Genomic DNA, 21,087 nt, shown 5'->3' with positions numbered 1-21,087 from the left:
ATGAACGGGCGGATTTGTTGCTTCTTTCAGCGTGCTTTTTAAAAGCTTTTATCATGATCAGGAAAACCCTGGTTGTTTTTGTTGGTAATGAACGATGCTATTGAAAACGCAAGTGTGAATTTTTTCAAAAATAAAATATGGCAGAATTATACGTAAGTAAAAAGACCGTAGGGAAATTGTTTAGCGAAATGCAAAACAGGAAATTTGTTATTCCGGATTATCAACGACCGTATAAATGGAATATTGAAAAATGCGAAACATTATGGAGCGATATTGAAAATTTTGCCCAAACAGACGCTACATCGGGTGCTGACTACTTTTTAGGAACAATAGTTTCTTATACAAACGACGATAAAAACCAGGAAATAATTGATGGGCAACAACGTATTACTTCTTTTATGTTGTTATTACGTGCGTTTTACAGGAAACTGGAAGATATGACAGAAGATGCCCGGGTTATGGGCTTAAAGAACCAACTTGCGCCTTGTATCTGGGATGTAGATAAAGTATCACAGGTAGTTACTGATAAAACAAAAATCCACATTGTATCAGAAGTGGCGACAGAAGAGGATAATGAAACATTTCACCGGATTTTGGAAACAGGAGATGTGAGTGAAACGTTAGAAGACAACTACTCAAAAAATTACCGTTTTTTTAAAAAAAGATGTGATGAATACGCAATGGTGAATCCTATGCAATGGCAGGAGCTTTGTGTGACCATCCTTTCTCAATGTATTATTCTTCCCATTGAATGTGATGCGCAGGATACGGCTTTGACCATTTTTTCAACACTGAACGATAGGGGGATGCCTTTGGCTGACTCCGATATTTTTAAGGCACAAATTTATCGTAACTGCCCAACACAGGACAAGAGAAAAGAGTTTACAGAAACATGGAAAGAACTTACGCAAATATGCAAGCGGGGGCATCTTTCCATTGATGACATTTTTCGTTATTATTCTCATGCTTTAAGGGCAAGAGTTGGTGACAAATCAAAAGAGGTAGGGCTACGTAAGTTTTATGCAGAAAATAAATACGAACGTTTAAAGAATGCAGACTTAATGAGTGAAATTATGACTTTAGCGTTTTTCTGGCGTTTTGTAAACGCGGAAATTGAACCCGAAAACGAATATCAATATTCGATTTCAACCAAAGCCAGAATTCATTTGCATTGTTTAAGTTGTTATCCCAACGAATTTTGGAAATATGCCACAAGTGTGTTTTTTCTGAAGCATAAGGATAGTGAAACTTTTGAACAAGACTTTGAACAAATGCTGCAAAAGTTAATAGCATTTTTGTTTGCTAAGTTTATTGAGCAACCTTCTGTAAACGCTATTAAAGATGATATTTACAATGCCTGCATTTCGCTAAACGTAAGCAAAGAGCATCCATACAAATTCAATTTAAATGAAGAATTGTTGAGTCAGCAAATTGACGGGCATTCTTCTTCAAGGATTTCAAGAGCTTTACTTTTGTTATATGCTTACCTGAACCCCAACCAAACGCAATTAATTCCAGGTACGTTTGATATTGAACATATTTTTCCGAAGAAATGGCAGGAAGCCAACTACAATGGTTGGTCTAACAGTGATGCGGCATTATACTTAGATAGATTTGGTAATAAAACTGTGTTTGAGAAAAAGCTAAATATACAAGCAGGTAATGGCTATTTTGGAGTGAAAAAACAGAAATATAAAGTTTCAGGTATTGCGACAGTTTTGGAACTATCGAATTATTCAAAAAGCGATTGGGTTAAAATGGACATTGAAGAACGGGAAAAAAATTTTAAAATAGCATTATTAAATTATTTTAAAACAAACCTGGCAGTCAACAACTGACGAATGGGAAATGAATAAATTGATGAGACGGGTCTGTTATACATTCAACAATATCTCCTTCTTGATTAAACGATGCTCTAACTGATATGAAAATGATAAAGCCGTTGCTACTGGTGTTTTGTTGTTTGGTTGTGTGTGCAGCAAAGGCACAATTATTACAGCAAGGAGCCTGGATAACCAACACCGAAGACACTGCTGCCCGTGGAACACCTTATTTCAGAAAAGTATTCTCTGCCGGGAAACCTGTGGCTAAAGCTACGCTGGAGGTTTGCGGTGTGGGTTATCATATGACTTATGTAAACGGTAAACCGGTAACCAGCGCCGTGCTGGAACAGGGCTATACCCGTTACGACAAGCGTTTGTTATATACGACCTATGACATCACTGCCTTATTACAAAAGGGAGAAAACTGCCTGGCTGCAGAGCTGGGAAACGGATGGTATAACGCACAAAGTTATACCATCTGGTTTTTTCACATGATAGGCTGGCGTAAAACGCCACGTTTGCTGGCGGCATTGCAGCTGGAATATGCGGACGGCAGCAAAGAAACAATTGTTACAGACAACAGCTGGAAATGCACGGTTGGTCCCGGACGTTTTAACAGCATGCATGCCGGTGAGATATATGATGCCCGCAAAGAAATTCCGGGTTGGAATGCCCCGGGATTGAATGATGCCAGCTGGCAGAAAGTGATGGTGACAAGTGCCCCGGGTGGCATGCTGGAAAAGCAGGATATGCCATCAGCGGTGATTATTAATCGTATTACACCGGTTTCCGTTACAGCTTTGGGCAGTAAGCGCTGGCTATATGATATGGGCCAGAACTTTGCGGGTGTGGTTACGTTGCAGGTACAGGGCAAGGCGGGGGATACCATTACGTTACATTACGGCGAGGTATTGAATGCAGATGGCAGTATTAATCTTGCGCACAATGCCGGGCAAATGATGGTGCCGCCTGGTGATTTAACGTTTCAAACAGATAAGTATATAGTAAAAGGGGATGGCGTGGAAACCTATACTCCGCGGTTTACGTATCATGGGTTTCAATACGTACAGGTAGAAACAGACGGGGCTGCCACCTTTGATAAAAAGGCCCTCACAGGGTTGTTTTACAGTACCGATTTTACACCTACAGGTAGCTTCAGCAGTTCGGATACGATGCTGAATAAGTTATATAAGGCGGCTATACAAAGCTATCGCAGCAATTTCATCAGTATACCTACAGATTGCCCGCAAAGGGAGAAAATGGGCTGGACAGCAGACGCGCATATTGCTGCGGAGCTGGGCCTGTGGAACTTTGACGCAGCCAGCGGTTACCGCAAATGGTTGCGCGACCTGCGCGATGTGCAGCTGGCAGATGGTAACCTGCCGGGGGTAGCGCCTACTTTAGGCAGAGGCTATCACTGGACTGACAGAAATGACGATGGCTTTGGGCCCGCCTGGGGAAGTGCCTTGCCGCTGGTAACCTGGTATTTGTATATGTATGGTGGTGATACGGCAGTAGTGCGTGAAAATTACGCTGCCATTAAATTATTTACGGAGCGGATGCGACGGAGAGCGAATGGGTTTATCTATAACACTGGTTTTGGTGATTGGGTAAGCTTGCAGCAAACACCTGTGCCATTTATTTCTACGGCCTATTTTTATTCCGACACCAGGCTGCTTTCGAAAATGGCTGCTATAGTAGGGGAAAAAGACGATGCGCGACAGTATGCCCTGCTGGCAGATAGTATTGGTAAAGCCTTTAATGATACCTTTTTACACGATAAAAACGGGTTGTATGGCGATACCGCTTTAACTGCCCTAAGTGGTGCTTTGTTTCACGGATTATGTCCGCCAGCCTTGCAAAAAAAGGTGGCGGAGCGCCTGGCCGCAGGTGTACAAAAACGGAATTACCATGCCGACTTTGGCGTGCTGGGGACGAAATATGTGTTACCGGCATTGAGTGATAATGGCTACGCAGATATTGCTTATCGTTTGCTTACTGATACCGGTTATGCCGGCTGGGGGCATTGGATTGCCAATGGTGCTACTACCCTTTATGAAGACTGGCCCGGAGCTGAATCGCACAACCACGTGTTCTTTGGAGATTACGGCGCCTGGTTTTTTAAGAGCCTGGCAGGTATTCGCCCGGACGAAAGTGCACCAGGTTTTCAGCGATTTACTATTCAACCAGTGTTTCCGGAAAAACTGGAATGGATAAAAGCAGCACATACTACCAGGTATGGTGTTATTGAAGTGGAATGGAGGCGCGTGAAAAAACAAATTAAACTGGGTATACAGGTGCCGCCCGGAACCACCGCAGTGGTGAAGTTGCCTGGACGGCCTGATAAAACATACCGGGCCGGAAAGTATCTGCTTGCTTTCTAGGATTTATTATTGTTATTGGCTACACCTACTAAGGTTTCTACGCTCGATTCTCCGGGAATGATAAAGTGTAGCTTTTTCTCTTTATTATAAATGACCTGGTAAGGGGTGCCTGTTGGTTTAAAGCTTTTGTAGAAATACCGGGCAGTGTCTACACCCAGGGTAATATTGTCGAAGCGGGACAGTTGTAAGGTATCATGCAATACTTTCACTTTCTTAAAATCAGAGCTGCTGATAAAATAAAACCGCATGTCTTTAATCGCTTCTTTTTTCTGCGTTAACTCAATCAGTTCATCCTGGCAATGGCCACAGGTAGGAGAGAAATAGACCAGCACTACAGGTTTGCCATCGGGTATGTCGGAAGTGCTCATACTGGACTTGCCATCCATCAGCTGAAAGCTGAAATTGGGCATGGGAGCGCCTGGTTTAATAGGCGGCGGCGTATGCAGGCCGATGGCAGATACCGATACTGCACCAACAATCAGCGCCAGCACGATAGCTGACATAGTGCCATATAATAGCTTCGTGCGAAATTGCAGCAGCTGGTCGCTTTCACGGGAGCGTCGTAATAATACGATACCTATCAGCGACAACAGGGTAAAAACAATATTAAATACCAGGTGCTGCGTCCAGTTCATGGTTTCCAGCAATCCGCCACAGCTACAGGGAACATCAGGACTAAACTTCAACAGGTATATAATATACACAGTAAAACCCATCATCAATAAAAACGAACCGTACAATGCCAGCCTGCGGGTTTTAGGGAGCAGTAGCAACACCGCCAGCACTATTTCGGAGGTGGGGGTTAGCCAGGCTATGGTATTAGCAAAACGTTTTAGCGGAGATTCCTGTAGCTGTGTGATAAACTGCTGGTAGTCTACCAGTTTGCTGATGGCGGCATAACCGAACAGCACCACAAACAACAGGCAAATAATTTCAATTACCCATTTTTTCATAGCAGAAAGTTCATGGAAATACAGAGGGTAAAAAGGAACATTAAAGGTGGGAAAAAGGGGGCAAAAAAATATTTTTATTTTTTATTCACTTTTGGAAAGCTGGCGGTACAGGTATTATATACACTCTATACTATGATTAATTATTTATACAATTGTATTCAGAACGACCGGATGGTTGACTTGTTGTTGCTACAGCAGAATGGTATGATTACCGTAGATGAGCAGATAGAGCTGGATGCTTATCTGATGCAGCCTGACGGCACTGCGGCGTCTGTATTATTTATGCTTTGGCAGGATGATAAATTAAGAATGTCTATACTACAACAACAATTGATAGCGAGTCAGTTTAATTTATATCATACCTAAACTGGTATATATGTATGATAGTCTGTATCTGTGCTTTGAAAACGACCGGCTGGTAGATTTGCTCATCCTGTACAAAGAAGGCCTGATTAATGGTGAGGAACAGGGCGAGTTGGAGTATTTATTACAACAACCCGGAGCAGAAGAAGCCTATGCCTTGTTTAACACCTGGGAAGAGGAGGTGGATTTAACCGCAGAAGAGGAGGAACAATTGCTACAACAGTTGCACCACCGGCTGGGGCTAACCAACACCCCTGTTGCTATAGAAGCTTATGAAACACCAGTAAAGAAATTACCGCCTGATGACTGGGTGAAGTATGCGAGCGCAGCAGCTGTGCTGGCTGCGGTAGTTATAGGGCTGGTATTTTTAAAAAGCACTTTCAATAAACAACCCGTTGCTGTTGTTGTGCAACAGCAGCCGTTACATATAAACGAACAACCCGGATTAAATACGGCCGTTCTAACCTTGCTAGATGGAAAACAACTGGTGATGAGTGCAGACCGCGATGTAGTGGTGACCATTGGGGGAAATACCCGGGTAATCAGCGACCACGGAGTGTTATCCCTTCAATCATCAGTCGCGGGAAAGGCGGGAGGTAAGTTTGTGCTCACTACCCGCCGTGCCAGCACCTATTCCGTGCAGTTGCCTGATGGCAGCATGGTACGGCTCAACGCCAACAGCAGTATCCGCTTTCCCGCTGCTTTTGCCAGTGGCAGTAGGGAGGTGGAGATGCTGAACGGCGAGGCTTTTTTCACCGTTCAGACAAATGCCACAGCGCCTTTTACTGTAAAGTCGATGGAACAGACCATCACAGTTTTAGGTACAGCTTTTAATGTGCAGGCTTTTGCCGGCAGTGGTAAGATTGTAACCGCTTTGTTGCAAGGAAAAATTGCAGTGGCAGCAGGAAAAAATACCCTGCAACTGCAGCCGGGGCAACAAACCCTGTTATTAAACAAGGAGTTAACCGTGCAAAACATTGCTGACACCAGTGCAGTGAACCAATGGACAAAGGATGACGACTGGTTTGAATTCAACAACACTCCGTTGAGCACAGTAATAACCCAGCTGGAAAACTGGTATGGGGTACCTTTTGAGGTATTGGATAACAATCACTTAGCGATTCGGGTAAATGCCCGGTTGTATAAAAGGAAATCGTTACAGGGGATATTGGCATCACTGGGGCAGTTGGTAACGGTGCGCTTTATTCAAAATAAAGATAAAATTGTTATTAAATAAAATAATAAACCAACCAATCTTTCCGTACTTTAAAAGTGGACAATGAAACCAACTATGTTTTTTTTTTCAGCACACTTAGCAGCGTCTTTTTTATGAATTGTACTTGTGTTTGTGTTGTATAATAAGACCTGCTATCATGAATGAAGATGTTTACATACTGAAGCGTTTATTTCAGGGGATTTCCAATGGGGAGCAGCCTGCTTTTAACGAGTTTTTCAGACAGTACAATCCCATGGTATGCAAACTGTTGTATAAGCTAACCGGATGTTGGGACACTTCTAAAGATCTGGCCCAGCATTTTTATGAAGATCTATGGGAGAAACGGGCTAAATTACCTGAAATAGCGAATCCGGGTGGGTATATGTACTCCACCCTTGTATTTATGTACCGTAAATATAACCGTGATAAGAAAACAGCTACCACGGCTATACAACGATTGCCACAGCCGAACTTTACCAACGAAACACAGGAGCGGCTGGATGAACGTGAAATGCAGTTGCGGATAGACAAAGCCGCCGCACAGCTGCCCGATTTGCAACGGAAGGTGTATGAACGCCGCCGTTATGTAAAACGGGAGTATGATGTTATTGCAGCAGAACTGAATATTACCCCGCAAACCGCCAAAGCTTATTACTATCAGGCTGTTAAGTTTTTGCGCGCACAGATTGAAGGAACAGCAAAGGATAAATAATTTTCTTTGCTGTTATATTTTATTCATTTACTGCTTATTAAGGTATAGATGTATACCAACCTTAGTGACAGTGAATTGTTGCAGTGCATGCGTAAAGATGATGAACTGGCTTTTTCGGAAATGTATTCCCGTTTTTCTGAAAAAATGCTGCGTTATGCCTATAACCGCACGGGTGAGCTAACTGCCAGCGAAGAGGTAGTGCAGGATGCCTTTATGGGTCTCTGGCGAAATAGAGCTTCTACTGACATTCTCAATGCCGAAGCTTACCTGGCTACCGCTGTTAAATACCACGCTATTAATTATTTACACAAACATCGCCGCTTACCACTTGCCTGCGCCCAGGTGCCGGACAACACCGCTGCCGGAAGCCTGGAAGAGCATCTGGAATTTAAATACCTGATGCAGCGCATGATGCAGGAAGCGAACCGCCTGCCCGCTAAAAGCCGTTTTATCTTCTGGAGTCATAACAGGAACATGAGTGTGATAGACATTGCCCGCAAGCTGAACATGAAGCCCGAGGCAGTGAAGAAAAATCTGTATCGCACCATCATGCGTTTAAAAGAAGTTGTGCGCAGTGTTATGATATCATTATTTTTTTGAGAAAAAATGTCCCTTCCGGTTGTTAGCACTTGTCTGTTTAGATAAGAACCAGCTATGAACCATATTCCTGAGCACATACAAATAGCGTTACTGCATTATATAGAGCAAACGGCTACGCCGGAAGAAGTGCGGCTGGTAGAAGAATGGAATGCCAGCTTTGATGATGAGAGAATGTATGATGAGGCTACCGAAGAAGACATAAAGACATCCTGTATTCGTGTACACGACAAGTTAATGCATAAAGTTATGCAGGAAAAACGCCGGCGGGTGATACGGCTTTGGAGTTGTGCTGCAGCAGCTGCCTGTATCCTCTTCGTGTTGCTGGCGGGTGGCTATTGGTATAGCCACAATAATCGCGATAACAGGATGATGCAACAGGATATTAATCCAGGGGGCAACCGCGCTTTACTGGAAATGGCCAATGGGGTGCATCTTGATTTGGATAAGCTGGCAACTGGTAATGTAACCACCCGCAATGGCCTGGTGATTCAGAAAAAAGAAAACGGACAAATAGATTATATAGTAAGCAAGAGAACGGGAACTGCCGTTGTTAACCCGGAATATCATACACTCAGCACCCCAAGAGGCGGCGAGTTTTCTGTTACCTTATCTGATGGAACCAGGGTACATATGAATGCTGCCAGCCGTCTTCGTTTTCCTTCCGTGTTTACTGGTGCTAACAGAAAGGTAGAGCTGTTGTATGGCGAAGCCTACTTTGAAGTGGCTGCTCAAGCCCACAGTCCTTTTTGGGTGCAGGTAAATAACCAGGATTCCTTACCCGTGAACATACAGGTGCTGGGCACCAGCTTTAATGTAAATGCCTATGCATCACAACAAATAACTACTACGTTGGTGAGTGGTAAAATAAAAGTGAACACGAGGTTGCTAAAGCCTGGTGAGCAAGCCAAAAGCACAGGTAGTAATACCAAAGTAATGGAAGGTGATAGTGAAGCCGCCATAGCCTGGAAAAACGGCCGTTTTGAGTTTAATGGTTCTATGGAAGAGATTATGGAACAGGTGGCGCTGTGGTATAACGTAGAGGTGATATACAAAACAAAAATTCCTTATCATTTTGTAGCTTCTGTTTCGCGGCATGAGCCGGTATCACGCCTTTTACACATTCTCGAAGAAACAGGGAAAGTACATTTTTCTATAGCCAGCAACCAGGTGATAGTGTTGCCGTAAAGTCCAATATCATATGAAGAACAGCATGGGGTATGATGCTGATAATCTGTGTTATCTACACCGGTAGACGATTTTATTGCTGTACAAAAAAAATAATTTATGCGATGTTCTGCTTATGTTCAACGGGCGGTGTTATGCCTGTGTCTCTTCCTTGTGTGCATACGTGTTCAGGCAAATGGCCAACTGTATTCTTTGCAACTTCAAAACGCAAGCCTGGAACAGGCTTTCAAAACCATTAAGAAAATTACAGGTTATTCGTTCAGCTACACTACTGATATGCTGTACCGTACCAGGCCGGTTACGGTGAATGTTTCTAACGGAACCCTGGAGGTTTTATTGCAGCAATGTTTTGCTAACCAGTCACTTACTTACATTATAGACGGGCAGTATGTTATTGTAAAAGAAAAACCGCATATACCTCCTTTACCCACCCCGCAAACTCCTGTAACAGAAAAGGACGCTGACTTCGGCAACAGTGACGCTGTGGTGGTGGATATCACTGGCCATGTATATGATGAAAAAGGTAATCCCTTAACTGGCGCCACTGTAAAGGTAATGGGCACGATGAACAGTGTTGTTACAGATAAGGAGGGGAAGTTTGTTATTACAGGGGCCCCCAACAAAGCTATACTGGAGGTTTCTTTTGTGGGATACTATGGTAAGCAGGTAAAAGTGGTAGCGGGTGCTGAGCTGAAAGTGTTTATGGAACTATATTCTTCAGAGCTGGACGATGTGTTGATACTGGCTTATTCCACTACTACAAAACGCCTGGCAACCGGTAATGTAACTACTATAGCAGGGAGTGATTTAGAAAAGCAACCGGTAAGTAATCCTTTGTTGGGATTACAGGGGCGCGTACCTGGTTTGATTATTACGCAGGCTACAGGCTTACCTAATTCGGCGGTTACGGTGCGTATCCAGGGGTATAATAGTTTGTCCAGTGGTAATGAGCCTTTTTATGTGGTAGATGGTGTGCCTTATGCTTCGCAATTGATTCCCGGACTGAACACCAATGTGCTGGGAGGCAATGGAGGAAACCCGCTTAACTTTATTAACCCGGCAGATATAGAAAGCATTTCGGTGTTGAAGGATGCAGATGCCACTTCTATTTATGGAAGCAGGGCAGCTAACGGTGCTATTATTATCACTACTAAAAAAGGGAAAATAGGTCCGCTGAAAACATCTTTCAATGTACAAAGCGGGTGGAGTAAAGTGGCTTACAGGCAAAAGCTTTTAAATACACAACAATACCTGGAAATGCGAAGAGAGGCATTTAAAAATGATAACCTGCCTGTACCGAGTATTACGGCTACTCCTACTAATACCGATTATGATGTCAATGGTTTATGGGACACTGCACGTTATACTGATTGGCAAAAAGAATTGATTGGGCATACAGCCCGTTACACTACCGTAAATGCCAATGTTTCGGGAGGGGGTGTTACCACGCAATACCTGGTGGGGGCTGGCTATCAGCGGCAAACCACTGTTTTTCCGGGTGATTTATCAGATAACAAAGCTTCATTGCACTTTAACTTAAACAGCTCTTCGCTTAATCAGCGGTTTTCTATGCAGCTGACCAATAATTTTTTATATGATGTAAACAGGATCATTAATACAGATTTAACCAAGGCTGCCTATTCACTGGCGCCCAATGCACCTGCTGTTTATAAAGCAGATGGTACTTTAAACTGGATGCCTAATCCTGCCGGTTCTTCTACGTTCGATAACCCATTTGCCATGTTTGAACGTAAGTTTCAGGTAACCACTTATAATTTCATCAGCAATTTGCAGCTGCGTTATCGCTTATGTAAACAGCTGACTATTAAAAGTAGTTTTGGGTATACTTATCTTCAGAACAATGACTTTTTAACACAGCCATTAACTGCATTGGCGCCTGAATTGCGAACGAATTCGCAACGGGCTTCTGCTTTTTCCAACTCTAACATCAGCTCGTGGATTATTGAGCCACAACTCAACTGGAACAAAGGTTTTGGCAGAAGTAGGGTAGAGGCGCTGGTAGGTTCTACTATTCAGAAAAATATCAGCAAGGCGCAACAGTTTCAGGCAGTTGGATTTACCAGTGATAAGATTATAGAGGATATAAAGTCGGCTACCACCGTTTCTGTACAGGGCTCTACAGCAGCGGTGTATCGCTATAATGCTTTATTTGGAAGTGTTAATTATAATTATGACAATAAATATGTTGTAAACCTGAACCTGCGGCGGGATGGGAGTTCACGTTTTGGATCGGAAAACCTGTTTCATAACTTTGGTTCTATAGCGGGTGCCTGGCTATTTTCCAATGAGGAGTGGATGAAAAGCCTGGTGCCGGGCCTGACCTTTGGTAAACTAAAAGCGAGCTATGGTAGCACGGGGAACGACCAGATTGGCGATTACCAGTTTTTGAGCTTGTTCACTTCTACTTCGGGAGGAGTGGGATACCAGTCAACAACGGGGCTGGCAGCTACGGGGCATACGAATCCTTATTTACAATGGGAGGAAACAAAGAAGTTACAGTTTGGATTGGACCTGGGATTTGTAAAAGACCGGATTTTATTCAATGTTAACTATTTTTATAACAGTTCGTCTAATCTGTTGCAGCCTTATGCATTACCTGCGATCACTGGTTTTGGTACGGTTACCCGCAACTTTCCGGCACTGGTGAGAAATTATGGTTGGGAAATGAGCCTGAGTACGGTGAACGTAAAAAATGCGGATTTTGCCTGGTCATCTTCCCTGAACATTTCCATTCCCAGGAACAAACTGGTATCATTTCCCGGCCTCGATAAATCGTCTTATGCAAGCCGTTATGTAATAGGGCAACCTACTACCATTTCCCAGGTATATCATTTTTTGGGTGTTGATCCTGCTACGGGTATGTATCAGATGGCAGACAGCAAAGGTTTGCCCACAACTAATCCCAGTGTGCTCACAGATAGAACAGTGGTGTTGAATATAGCCCCTAAATATTACGGAGGGTTTCAAAACCAGTTTTCATATAAATCAATACAACTGGATTTTTTATTCCAGTTTGTAAAACAGCTGGGATATAATACTGCGGCATTAGGCAATACCAACTCCGGAAGATTTAACCTGAATCAGCCGGTAGATATTTTGCAGCGTTGGCAAAAGCCAGGGGATATCACTTCTATTCAAAAATATAGCACCGGCATTACAGCCTTACTTTCTACCGTAAATGCTGCTTCCAGTGATGTGTATGTAGCAGATGCCTCTTTTATACGCTTAAAAAATGTTTCCTGTTCGTGGAGTGTGCCTGAACGTTGGCTGAAGCGAGCCAGGCTGCAAACACTTCGGCTATATGCACAGGGGCAAAACCTGTTTACCATTACCCGCTTTAAAGGGCTGGACCCCGAAAGCCAGGCAGTGGCTTCGTTGCCTCCTTTAAGAACGATGACGCTGGGGTTGCAGCTGGGATTTTAATTACTGTATAGATTATTACTTAATGAAAGATTATGAGAAATCAATTAATGATAGCTGGTGCAATATTGTTCCTGTTTACAGGCTGCAGGAAACTGGTGGAGGTGCAGGCGCCTGTTACCGGTATTACTGCTGGTAATGTTTATGAAACGGATGCCACTGCCATTGCGGTGATGACAGGCATGTATACGCAAATGAGCCTTTCTTCCTTACCGGATGGTGCTAATTTATCTTTATGCCTGGGCATGTCGGCCGATGAGTTTACTTTATACGCGGGTGTTACCAATACGGGATATCAGCGGTATTATCAAAACGCACATTCTGCCCTATTAGGATTAACACCAGATTTCTGGACCGGCTTTTATAACATGATCTATACCACCAATTCCGTATTGGAAGGGGTGGAGAATAGTCCGGCGCTGACCCCTGCTGTAAAACAGCAGTTGCAGGGAGAGGCTAAATTTATGCGTGCTTTTAGTTATTACTACCTGGTGAACCTGTTTGGTGGTGTGCCTGTTGTCACCTCTACCAATTATAACACTAATGGGGGTTTGGCCAGGTCGGCAGCCGCTGATGTATGGAAGCGCATTATTGTTGATTTAACTGATGCCAAAGCTTTACTCAGTGGAACTTACCTGGATGCTACCTTGTTGAAGGCATCGGCGGAGAGAGTACGCCCTACACGTTGGGCGGCTATTGGGTTATTATCAAGGGCCTATTTATATTCCGGCGATTATGTGAATGCGGCTGCCATGGCAGATACGCTGATTGCCAATGCCACCAGCTTTAGTATTGTGGGGTTAAACAGTGCTTTTTTGAAAGCTTCTGCTGGCAACAACGAAGCTATCTGGCAATTGCAGGCAGTGGCCACTGGTTTTAATACGCAGGAAGCCAGGTTGTTTATCATACCTTCTACAGGTCCGGCAGCTTCCTTCCCAGTATACCTCAGAGACAGCTTGCTGAACAGCTTTGAAAAGAATGATAAAAGAAAAACCAGTTGGATTAATAGTGTTACTACAGGAGGTACTACTTATAGTTTCCCTTATAAGTACAAAGTGAATACAGTCAATGCTGCTGTAACGGAGTTTTCAACCGTATTAAGGCTTGGTGAACAGTATTTGATAAGAGCGGAGGCGCGTGCTAAACTACATAATACTACGGATGCCAGGACTGATATGAATGTGATTAGAAAGCGGGCGGGGCTGGATACTTTAACGTTGACAGATGAAACTGCTTTGCTGGATACCCTACAACATGAGAGAAGAGTGGAGTTGTTTTCGGAATGGGGACACCGCTGGCTGGACCTGAAGCGCACCGGGAAGGCTGATGCGGTAATGCCGGCCGTTACTGCTGCTAAAGGAGGTACCTGGAGTACTAACTGGCAATTATATCCTATTGCATTTAAAGAGCTGCAGGCCGACCCCGCTTTGAAACAGAATGAAGGTTACAATTAAAATGTAAATATATGATGATGCGATGTTGGTTAGTGTTGTTTTGCTGGCCTATGATGTTATTGGCAAAAGAGCCGGATATTCAATTTGTTAGCAATGTAACCTGGAAGGAGGTGATGACAAAGGCCCGGGTAGAGCATAAATTGATATTTATTTATTACTATGCCGAGGGCAACCGGGATGCCGGTAAGATGAACCGGGAAGTGTTAAGCAAAGTGCAGGTGAGTAATGAGTGCAATGAACAGTTTGTGAATGTGAAAATAACTGTTGATTCGGCTGGGAATAAAGAAGAAGCTTCTGCCTCGCTGATTCAGTCAATTGCCGGCTATTTGCAATTAGTGGATGTAAGGGCCAGGCCTGGTTTCCTGTTCTTTTCTCCGGATGGAAAAATATTGCATAGAGAGGAGGGGTTTAGAGATGAGCCGGGTTTTTTATCTGTAATAAAAAATGCTGTAAATTCAGAAAGGCAATATTACAGCCTGTTAAAAAGGTACAGGGAGGGAACAAAAGAATATAGCACTTATCCATATCTGGCCACTACTGCCCGTGTATTGCATGATAGTGCTGTAGCAGAAGAGGTGTCGTCTGTTTATACTGCTTATGTACTGGGAAAATATGTTGCAGAACAACGAATGAGCCGAAAAGATATAGAATTTTTGTCTGCCTTTATGCGTAAGCCTTCAGATGCAGGTATGCGCTTTTTCCTGGATCACGGTGCTTGGGTGGATACAATAATGGGAGTACGCCATTATGCCCGGTCGCATATAGATGCAATGGTATATTCAACTGTTATAGATTCATTACTAATCAGTAGAAATCGTTCGTTAACACCAGCAACAGAGCCTGATTGGGGATTACTGGAAAAGCATATTAGCCAGCTATTTAACGAGGAAACGGCTGAGCGGAATGTGAACTGGGCTAAAATCCGTTGGTATGAAGATCAGAAGCGTTGGAAGGAATATTGCAGTTGCGTAGTGGAGAAAGTGGAGAAGTATGGTCCCTATGAGAAGCATTTCCCCAATAACTATTATTTAGAATCGGCCATCCGGTATAATGCTGCTGCATGGGAGGTGTTTAGCTATTGCACAGACAATGTACAGTTGAATAAGGCATTGTTGTGGAGTGAAAAGGCTATGCAGCAAATAGCTGAACCCAATGCAGAATTTTATGATACGTATGCCAATTTGCTGTATAAAATGGGGCGTGTAAAAGAGGCTTTACAGTATGAAGAAAAAGCGTTGTTGATGGACCCTAGGGACAAGTATATACAGGTGAACCTGGATAAGATGAAAAAAGGGGATAGAACCTGGAAGAATTAATTGTTGCTGTATCTCATTTTAAATATAAATAGCATATTGAATGAAAAGGATTGTTTTGTCATTGACCTGTTTGTTACATGCTTATTATGGTATGACACAGGAACAGTGGAAGTTGCAACCGGTATCTGTTACCACCAGGTGGGCAAAACAGGTAACACCACAAAATGTATTGCCGGAATATCCCAGGCCTCAGCTGGTAAGAAGTAAATGGACCAATTTAAATGGCTTATGGGAGTATGCTATTACCGATTCTACTGTGGCTTCCGTTACAAAATATGATGGTCAGATTTTAGTGCCTTACCCGTTGGAAAGTGCTTTATCTGGTGTTAAGCGGTCTTTACAGCCTGATCAGAAGTTGTGGTACAGGCGCGAAGTGACCATAGCTGATAAAAAGCCGGGAATGCGTTACCTTTTACATTTTGGCGCTGTAGACTATAGTACAGTAGTAATCTGTAATGGTAAAGAAGCGGGCAGGCACAAAGGTGGTTTTCAGGAGTTTACAGTGGAAGTAACCGCTTTATTACAAAAGGGTAACAATACGATAGGGGTAGCTGTATTGGACCCTACAGATAAAGGGAATAATCCTAAGGGTAAGCAGGTATTGAATCCACGTGGTATCATGTATACACCCACCAGCGGTATATGGCAAACCGTGTGGTTAGAAGAAGTGCCGGAAGTGTTTGTGAGTAAGCTGAAGATATTGCCTGACGTAGATAAGCAGTTATTACAGGTGTGGGTTACCGCCGATGGAAAAATGGACAAATACCAGGCAGAAGTAAGTGTGTGGGCAGATGGTAAGGAGGTAAGTAAGCAAACCGGAAATGGTGATGCAGCTTTTCTGCTGCCTATTGCTAATCCGCATTTATGGAGCCCGCAGAATCCGTTTTTGTATGATGTGCAGGTTCGTTTATTGAAAAATGGTAAGCCGGTAGATGAGGTGAAAAGCTACGCTGGTATGCGAAAAGTGGAAATAAAGAAAGATGCGGAAGGGCAGGAACGAATTTTTTTGAACAATCAGTATGTTTTTCAGCTGGGCGTGCTGGACCAGGGATTTTGGCCGGACGGATTGTTTACAGCACCTACAGATGAGGCTTTGGCCTGGGATGTGGTTACTATTAAAAGCATGGGTTTTAACACTATTCGTAAGCATATTAAAATAGAGCCGGCCCGCTGGTACTATCACTGTGATAAGCTGGGAATGTTAGTGTGGCAGGATATGCCTTATCCGGCTAATGTGAGTGACGAAGCAAAAAATGAATTTGAGCGAGAAAACAATGAGAATATAGCTCAGTTATACAACTATCCGTGTATAGTAAGCTGGGTGTTGTTTAACGAAGGCTGGAACCGTTATGATCAGGAGAGACTTACCGGCTGGATGAAAAGAAAGGACCCTTCGCGTATCATTAACGGGCATAGTGGTGAAAACTACGATAAGAATTCGCCAGCGAACCCCGATGAAAAATGGATTAACAGCGATCTTACCGATGTGCATGTATACCCGGGGCCTGGTCAGGCTCCGCAACTGCCAGGTAAGGCCAGGGTGTTAGGTGAGTGGGGGGGAGTTCGAGTGGCTACACCAGGGCATCAATGGAATGGCGAGAAAAGCTGGGGGTATATAGAAACCACAGCGGCTTCCTTTGCTACCAAATATAGTTTTATGATGCGGCATCTTAAGTTGTTTGAAGAGGAAGGGCTTTCTGCCGCTATTTATACCCAGCCGTTTGATGTAGAGATTGAAGAAAATGGCCTGGTTACTTACGACAGGGAAGTAATAAAGATTCCTGTAGATAAAATGAAAGAAATTAACTCAATTCTGTTTAAAAAATGAAAGCAGTTATAATCACCTCCACAGTGGTAATGCTCGCAATAACAGCCTGCCATAAAAACGAAATTAAAGTTACTGCACTGGCCTCTTTAAACATTGTAAACGCTGCCGCTTCGAGTGGAGCAGTAAAAGTGAAGTTTGAAGGAGGAACTCCTAATTATTATTCGCAGGTAACTACTGCTATCAACTATGCCAGTAACGCTGCTTACAGCGTGCTGGCCAATAGTAGAACAACGCTACAGATTGCAGCTACTTCTGATACCACTACGCCCGTTGTGCAAACACAGGTGCAGTTACCGGTAGGTAGCATGTATTCTTTATTACTTTGTGGCAAAAGTAAATCAATAGATACGTTATGGATAAAGGAGAATTTTGCCGCTTACGCGGACAGTGTTTACGGTGTAAGATTTATGAATTTATCAGTTAACAGCAAACCGGTAAGCATTAAACGTAAAAGCACAGGGGCTACCGTTGCTTCATCCATTGCTTATAAAGGGTATTCCTCTTTTTATACCTTCCCTTGTACGGTACAGGCTTTGAGCGAGGTGTTTGAGGTAAGAGATGCCGCCAGCGATAGCTTATTAGGTTCCTATGAATTTAAATCAACCGTTCCGCCGCCACGATTGAATAATTGTAGTATTGCCTGGGTTGGAGAAACCGGAACTACTGGTGCTACCGCTCCTAAAACTCAGCGTATTAATCATTATTAATGTTGGTATAATAACGGACAATTTATGAAAACACGATTTATGCTACTAGCTCCAGCTTTGCTGGCATGCCTGTTATCTTTGGCTCAAAAACCGGTATTGGATTCAGCTGTATGGGAAAAATGGCCGGACTTAAATTATGTAAATATTAATGATAACGGCAGCTTTATATCCTATACGGTGAGCGAGCCTATGTTGCAAAAAACAACATGGGTGTTGCAGAGTACAGAAGCAAACTGGAAAAGAGTTTTTGAGACAGAAAAGCCTATAGGTAGCGGCTTTGCAGGAAATAATAAATTAGTGTTTTTTAATAGTAGCCGGGAATCTATTGGGGTAATGGATTTGGATAGTAAAAATATTACCTATATACCGGGAGCTGTCTCTTTTGCTGATATTACTTTGACAAAAAATGGCACGTTGTTGCTGCTGAATAAGCAGCAACACTTGTTGCAAGTGAAGGACTTAGTCTCGGGTAAGGAGTTTTCAAAGGGGCATGTTGAGACGTATCAATTGAGTGAAGATGGAAAAAACATATTGGTTAAATATGATTCCCTGATGTCTGAAGTGGCGCTTTTTCCATTAGCATTGATACGATTAGCAGATGCACATACCTGGCCAATATCCAGTGGGGATTATTCTTCAGCTATACTAGGGCGTTTTATATGGAATGCTACGGAGCAAAAGCTCGCTTTTATTGCCAGGGCAACAAATGGGATGTACACTGTTGTGTATGCTGACCTGCTTAGTAACAAGCTGACATACCTGAAAGCCGGAGCAAGTGTTATTCCGGACGGGTATGTAGTGGATGAATTAAGGCAGTGGAACGCATCTGGTAGTGGGCTGCTAGTAACATTACAAAAAAAAGAAGGGAAGAGTAGCGAGAAGAAAGGAGTGGCTGTAGATATATGGAGTTTTGCTGATGCTAAGCTGCAATCAAGATTACAAAGCGAGCCGACTGCAAAAGAGAGATACGCAGCTATCTGGTGGATGGATAGCAACAAGGTAATGCAGTTGGAGAATGCCAATACCAGGTTATGGGAGGTAAAGGGAGATTATGCATTAATGATTTATTCGGAAAGAGGAGTGGATGTAAGTGAAATATATTGGAACCCTTATCGGTTGAAAGACATCTATGTAATTAATCTGAATACTGGCAACCAAACGGTGATACAGCGTAAAACAGAGTCGCGTTTTAAATTGTCGGCTGGAGGGAAATATGTGATTTCTTATGATGCTGCTGTGGGACATTTTTTCTGCTATACCACTCATACAGGTGGCCGGGTGAATGTAACCACTGCTATTAAAACCAACTGGAATCAGTATGGGGATGAAGAGCCTGGAAGCAAAATGCGTACGTTGGATGCGGTAGCCTGGTTAGATAATGATAGCGGTGTTTTGTTATATGACCAGTGTGATATTTGGCAGGTGGACCCTGCTGGTAAAAAAGCACCCGTTAATGTTACCAATTATTATGGCAAAAAACACAATATGTGTTTTAGGTTTATGACTAAACAGGAGGATGGGGTTGTGTTAAGGGCAGACACGAGTCTGATACTTTGTGCTTTTAACAGGAATAATAAAGAGAATGGTTTTTTCAGGAAAAAGCTCAGTGAGTTAGGAGACCCGGCATTGCTGACTATGCAGCCAAAAATGTTTTGTGTAATAGACAATCCTACTTTTATAGTAACTTACCCGATGCGGGCAGCCAGGGCTGATGCTTTTGTTGTAACGCGTCAGAGTGCTACTGAATATCCTAACCTGTATTTTACCCGTGATTTTATTACTTTCCGCCAACTAACTACACTAGAGCCTGAGAAAGCATTTAACTGGATGACGGCTGAACTGCTTACTGTTAAAGGAGTGGATGGCGCAAATGGCCAGGCGGTAATGTATAAGCCAGAAAACTTTGATTCATCGAAAAAATATCCGGTAATTTTCTTTTACTATGAAAAGAAATCGAACGAGTTGCATTTATATCATAGAGTAGACAAGTGTACAGGAGATATCAATATTCCCATATTTGTGAGCAATGGGTATGTGGTGGTAACTCCTGACATTCATTATAAAATAGGAGAAGTGAGTAAAAGTGCAGTGGACTGGGTTACGTCTTGTGCAAAAATGGTGTCGGGCTATTCATGGATTGATAAAACGCGCATGGGGATTACCGGACATAGTTTCGGTGGCTATGAAACTAATTGCCTGGTAACGCATTCTAATATGTTCAGGGCAGCTTGTGCTGCTGCGGGAATGTGCGATTTAATGATGGAATATGGAGGATTGTGGTTTAACGGATCTTCTAAACAAGAGTATTACGATCTTAGAAGAGGGGGATTAGGCAAGCCTTTTTGGGAGGATAAGCAGGCTTTTATACAAAACTCCCCTATATATGAAGTGAAGAATGTGGCTACGCCTATGTTGTTAGTGCATAATAAAAACGACAAAGCGGTGCCTTTTGCACAAAGTGTATCATTTTTTACGGCTTTGCGCCGGTTGGGGAAACCTGTTTGGATGTTGCAATATGATGGAGAAGGGCATTCTATTTTAGGGAAACCTGCTATGGATTTTACTATACGGCTTTTTCAGTTTTTTGATCACTATTTAAAAGAAAAGCCTGCACCCTTATGGATGACAATGAAGTAAATGCAAGAAGAGGTTCAGCAAACTGAACCTCTTCTGAAATAATTGGCCGGTCTACTTAGACAGACAATAGAACTATGGTTGAACGGTAGTCCACTCGTAAGCGTAAGCAGGAGTGTTAGGCTGTAAAGTAAAATATACTTTAGCTTCTTCACCTGGCTGGATTGCAGTAGTGGTAACATCAACAGCAGCAGCACCAACTTGGCCATATACTGCTGTTGTGAAGATTAAAGAACCCAGTTTCTTTTGAGACTGATAAGCGAAGCTAGCGCCAGCGATAGCTAAAACGGCAATTGCTGTTAATGCAATACGTGCTTTTTTCATAATTATAGTTGCCTTTTTAATCAAAAGGCTAAACTTTGGTTTTTACGAATGTTGCCTACTCTCTTGAATGGTTTTCGGCTTGCCCATGTGTCCTTTTCTCCTGTGCACGTGGATTTTGCAGGACCAATATTGTGTGATCGGCACAAT

General features: G+C 43.0%; 15 protein-coding genes. 13 read left to right on the top strand and 2 right to left on the bottom strand.

Translation table 11 applies throughout. The annotated features are described in order from the left end of the window. The first annotated feature begins 137 nt into the window (after window positions 1-137). Entirely contained in the window at window positions 138-1,838 is a 1,701-nt protein-coding gene (locus FLA_RS17995) for a DUF262 domain-containing protein (protein WP_076378632.1), read from the top strand. A gap of 86 nt (window positions 1,839-1,924) precedes the next feature. Next, window positions 1,925-4,207, top strand: a complete 2,283-nt coding sequence (locus tag FLA_RS17990; protein ID WP_076378630.1) for a glycoside hydrolase family 78 protein — start codon at window positions 1,925-1,927, stop codon at window positions 4,205-4,207. Here FLA_RS17990 and FLA_RS31520 read toward each other — a convergent pair. Further along, window positions 4,204-5,160 (bottom strand): MauE/DoxX family redox-associated membrane protein, encoded by a 957-nt coding sequence (locus tag FLA_RS31520; RefSeq protein ID WP_076378628.1) that lies wholly within the window; start codon window positions 5,158-5,160, stop codon window positions 4,204-4,206. The two genes, FLA_RS17990 and FLA_RS31520, sit on opposite strands and share 4 nt — an antisense overlap. Window positions 5,161-5,292: 132 nt before the next feature. Here FLA_RS31520 and FLA_RS17980 point away from each other — a divergent pair, with 132 nt between their 5' ends. The 11 genes from FLA_RS17980 (at window position 5,293) to FLA_RS17930 (ending at window position 20,619) form a co-directional block, all read left to right on the top strand. Further along, on the top strand, window positions 5,293-5,526 hold the full coding sequence (locus FLA_RS17980) for a hypothetical protein (RefSeq protein WP_144264014.1): 234 nt from the start codon (window positions 5,293-5,295) through the stop codon (window positions 5,524-5,526). Between the two features lie 10 nt (window positions 5,527-5,536). After that, window positions 5,537-6,760 carry a FecR family protein gene (locus FLA_RS17975; RefSeq protein ID WP_076378624.1) on the top strand — a complete coding sequence of 408 codons (1,224 nt, stop codon included), beginning with the start codon at window positions 5,537-5,539 and terminating at the stop codon, window positions 6,758-6,760. Between the two features lie 136 nt (window positions 6,761-6,896). Continuing rightward, entirely contained in the window at window positions 6,897-7,451 is a 555-nt protein-coding gene (locus tag FLA_RS17970) for an RNA polymerase sigma factor (RefSeq protein WP_076378622.1), read from the top strand. Window positions 7,452-7,499: 48 nt separating this feature from the next. Then, window positions 7,500-8,051, top strand: coding sequence for an RNA polymerase sigma factor (locus tag FLA_RS17965; protein WP_084206190.1), 552 nt, complete (start codon window positions 7,500-7,502; stop codon window positions 8,049-8,051). Between the two features lie 54 nt (window positions 8,052-8,105). Continuing rightward, window positions 8,106-9,236: a FecR family protein gene (locus tag FLA_RS17960; protein ID WP_076378618.1), complete on the top strand. Its 1,131-nt coding sequence runs from the start codon at window positions 8,106-8,108 to the stop codon at window positions 9,234-9,236. A gap of 192 nt (window positions 9,237-9,428) precedes the next feature. Continuing rightward, complete coding sequence (locus FLA_RS17955; RefSeq protein WP_159445090.1) at window positions 9,429-12,680, top strand: SusC/RagA family TonB-linked outer membrane protein; 3,252 nt, start codon at window positions 9,429-9,431, stop codon at window positions 12,678-12,680. A gap of 32 nt (window positions 12,681-12,712) precedes the next feature. Next, the gene (locus FLA_RS17950; protein WP_076378616.1) at window positions 12,713-14,131 is read left to right on the top strand and encodes a RagB/SusD family nutrient uptake outer membrane protein; all 1,419 of its coding nucleotides are present in this window, start codon (window positions 12,713-12,715) and stop codon (window positions 14,129-14,131) included. 11 nt (window positions 14,132-14,142) lie between these two features. Next, complete coding sequence (locus tag FLA_RS17945; RefSeq protein WP_076378614.1) at window positions 14,143-15,447, top strand: hypothetical protein; 1,305 nt, start codon at window positions 14,143-14,145, stop codon at window positions 15,445-15,447. Window positions 15,448-15,487: 40 nt separating this feature from the next. After that, on the top strand, window positions 15,488-17,275 hold the full coding sequence (locus FLA_RS17940) for a glycoside hydrolase family 2 protein (RefSeq protein WP_076378611.1): 1,788 nt from the start codon (window positions 15,488-15,490) through the stop codon (window positions 17,273-17,275). Beyond that, entirely contained in the window at window positions 17,272-17,982 is a 711-nt protein-coding gene (locus FLA_RS17935) for a DUF4397 domain-containing protein (protein WP_076378609.1), read from the top strand. The genes FLA_RS17940 and FLA_RS17935 overlap by 4 nt, the downstream gene beginning before the upstream one ends. 39 nt (window positions 17,983-18,021) lie before the next feature. Continuing rightward, entirely contained in the window at window positions 18,022-20,619 is a 2,598-nt protein-coding gene (locus FLA_RS17930; protein ID WP_076378607.1) for an alpha/beta hydrolase family protein, read from the top strand. 72 nt (window positions 20,620-20,691) lie between these two features. On the opposite strand, the gene FLA_RS17925 is transcribed toward FLA_RS17930, so the two are convergent. Then, window positions 20,692-20,940, bottom strand: a complete 249-nt coding sequence (locus FLA_RS17925) for a hypothetical protein (RefSeq protein ID WP_076378605.1) — start codon at window positions 20,938-20,940, stop codon at window positions 20,692-20,694. Between the last annotated feature and the right edge of the window lie 147 nt (window positions 20,941-21,087).

The sequence above is a fragment of the Filimonas lacunae genome, from assembly GCF_002355595.1.
Lineage (GTDB): Bacteria > Bacteroidota > Bacteroidia > Chitinophagales > Chitinophagaceae > Filimonas > Filimonas lacunae.
This window is presented reverse-complemented; position numbering and strand designations above follow the sequence as displayed.